The organism is Pseudomonas sp. FIP_A4, from assembly GCF_036701605.1.
In the GTDB taxonomy this organism is placed as follows: Bacteria; Pseudomonadota; Gammaproteobacteria; order Pseudomonadales; family Pseudomonadaceae; genus Stutzerimonas; species Stutzerimonas phenolilytica.
The window spans coordinates 1-594 of sequence record NZ_JAYDXP010000102.1 but is presented as its reverse complement, the minus strand read 5'-3'; the positions used below and the strand labels follow the sequence as shown (position 1 = coordinate 594).

At 63.0% G+C, this 594-nt stretch carries 1 protein-coding gene; it reads left to right on the top strand.

What is annotated here, in order from left to right; all coding sequences use genetic code 11:
• Window positions 1-257: 257 nt before the first annotated feature.
• A partial coding sequence (locus tag U8L64_RS01635; RefSeq protein WP_333393445.1) for a hypothetical protein occupies window positions 258-594 on the top strand: 337 nt, incomplete at its 3' end.

Sequence of the window (594 nt, the reverse complement as noted above, 5' to 3'; positions counted from 1 at the left end):
ACCCGGCCCCCTTCCCCGTCAGGAGGCCGAGTAGAGGTGTCGCGCAGGGGGCCGCGAGGCATGGACGACAAGCGTGTCATGAAGGCCGGGGCCGCCTAGGCAGGGACGTCCCTTCATGAGGGAGCGCCGAGCCCGGCCCCGGCCTTCATGACACGCTTGTCGTCCATGCCTCGCGGCCCCCTGCGCGACACCTCTACTCGGCCTCCTGACGGGGAAGGGGGCCGGGTCACCTGTAATCAGTTGTTTGGGAGTGAAGAATGAAAGCGCTGCACCTGAGTGTCGCGCTGCAGGTGTTCGACGAAGGCGGCGACCCGTGCGTCCAGCTCGGCCGCGATGCGCTGGTAGCCGCTCTGCATCGCATTCAAGGCGCTGGCCATATCTCCAAAGGTATACGTCCGCCGAAAGGCCGGCACCATTCAAGCCGCACATGGTGCTGTTCATTGCCCACGGCGGGCCAGAAAAAATTGCCAGATAGCTTAACATGCACGGTTCGAGTGCTGAGGACTGCACCCCCGACCAAAGGCGCGTTGACCGACTGCGTAACTCTGTCGCAACTTCGGTTGGTTAAATTTCGTCTGATAAGCTGGCCTCTGC